Source organism: Oleiphilus sp. HI0117 (assembly GCF_001635235.1).
In genome coordinates this window covers 1-1,813 of sequence record NZ_LWGA01000721.1, presented here as the reverse complement: position 1 = coordinate 1,813, position 1,813 = coordinate 1, and the positions used below count along the sequence as shown (strand labels likewise).

Below are 1,813 nucleotides of genomic sequence, written 5' to 3'. Positions count from 1 at the left end.
ACACTTGCCTTTAGTAGAAGATGGTCATGATTTTATAAGGTCAAAATATGTGAAATTCATTATATCTCTATACGTATTTCTTGTTATAGCTTCGGTCTCTCGAGTTGAGTCTAATGAATTGAGGTTTCGTAGAGTATAAGTTTGTATTGAATTTGCTTAATTTTTTTTTGATGTAAGAGTTTCTTTTTTATAGGTGCTTATTATGAAATTTACGTTAAAAAAATTAGCCGCTGTAGGGGTTTTAGCATTAGGTTCGATGTCAGCAAATGCAGCCATCGTTACGGAAACTTGGGTTACTCAGGTTGCACAGAGTGACGTGACCGGGCTTAATGTCGGCGATTCATTATCATGGTCTTTTACATTCGATAACGAAGGGACTCGGGCGAGTACATTTTATGATGATGGAACTCCAACGTATACGTATTGTAACGCGCTGGATGGAAATGCTGATGGAGCTTGTTCAATTGAATGGACTTTGTTTGGAATTAATTATGCGGATTTGATTAGTTACGACGACTCGGACTGGCAGGCTAGTATTGATTATCATCTGGCCACCGAAAATATGGTTGAATACGACCGCGGTATTCGTGAGGCGAGGGTTTCAATCACTGAATTCGGTTTGTCAACAATTAACGTAAAGGAAGGTGGATCTGAAATAAATATCAGTACGTGGGCCGAAGGCACTGGACCATTTGGAACCGGACCGGGTAGCCCAACGATATCGGCTGAAACTTACCTTTACCAGGTTTCAGATCCACAGCAGTATTTCTTAGCAAACACCAGAATGACGGTCACGTCAGTCACCTCGGTTTCAGTACCTTTAATCGATGTTCCAGAACCTGCTACGCTTTCGCTTCTTGGTTTGGGTTTAGTAGGCTTAAGCTTTGCTCGTAGACAAAAGAAGTCCTAATTCTATCTAAGCCTGAAGTACACTATTGTTGCCAGCACTTAAGGAAATCACCCAGAACTAAAGCTATCTCACTTGAGATGGCTTTTTTTCTGCTCATAAAGCTGATGAATTTTCTCAAAGTACTTTTCGATAGTTTTACGGGTTGCCTTGATATGAAATCAGTTAAAAATCAGAGCCTGTTTCTATCCTACCTATAAAAGTTTTATTGCTTTGTCACTCCTCTGTTTTGGAGTCGAGCTTTTCCAAGCATCACCTTATTCTCATCCGGAAGATAGTGTACTCTAAGCGCAAATTAATGATTGGAAATGGCTAGACCTAATGAACGCAAAACGAGCAGATACGATTGTCGTACTGGACTTTGAGACGAGTGGCTTATCTCCTGATATGGGAGAACGTGCGATAGAAATTGGTGCAGTGCTGATTGAAGGTGGGGAGATTACAGATAGCTTTCAATCCCTAATGAACCCCGGTATTCGCATCAGTGCTTTTATTGAAGATTATACCGGTATTAGCAATGCAATGTTGAGCAAGGCGGCTCCCTGTGAAGAGGTGATGAAGCGCTTTAATGATTTTATTGCCGGGCATAACCTAGTCGCTCATAACGCCTCTTTTGATAAACGCTTTCTTGATGCTGAACTATCACGAGTTTCTTGCTCCTATCCGGGAGACTTTGCCTGTTCTTTGCTCGCTTCTAGGCGTATTTTTCAGGATGCGCCGAATCATAAGTTAGGAACTTTGGTTCAGTATGCGAACCTTGATACTGTTAGCTCAATCTCATCGGGTAGTTTTCACCGTGCCTTGTATGATTCAGAGATGACTGCCAAGCTGTGGTTAGCTATGTTAGAGGATATTGGTGAGCGCTACGGTATTTATGATTTACCGTTCTCTTTTATTCAGCAGCTT

Annotated in this window: 2 protein-coding genes; both read left to right on the top strand. The window is 41.3% G+C overall.

Features of this window, described 5'->3' with window-relative positions:
* Nucleotides 1-202 precede the first annotated feature (202 nt).
* Nucleotides 203-910 carry a PEP-CTERM sorting domain-containing protein gene (locus tag A3757_RS10790; protein ID WP_068514332.1) on the top strand — a complete coding sequence of 236 codons (708 nt, stop codon included), beginning with the start codon at nucleotides 203-205 and terminating at the stop codon, nucleotides 908-910.
* A 318-nt stretch (nucleotides 911-1,228) separates the two neighbouring features.
* Nucleotides 1,229-1,813, top strand: a 585-nt coding sequence (locus A3757_RS10785) for a PolC-type DNA polymerase III (RefSeq protein WP_068739597.1), incomplete at its 3' end; no start/stop codon positions are given.

Bases quoted from the DNA above. Each gene is read 5' to 3' on its own strand.
- A3757_RS10790 (WP_068514332.1), top strand. From the start codon at position 203: ATGAAATTTACGTTAAAAAAATTAGCCGCTGTAGGGGTTTTAGCATTA.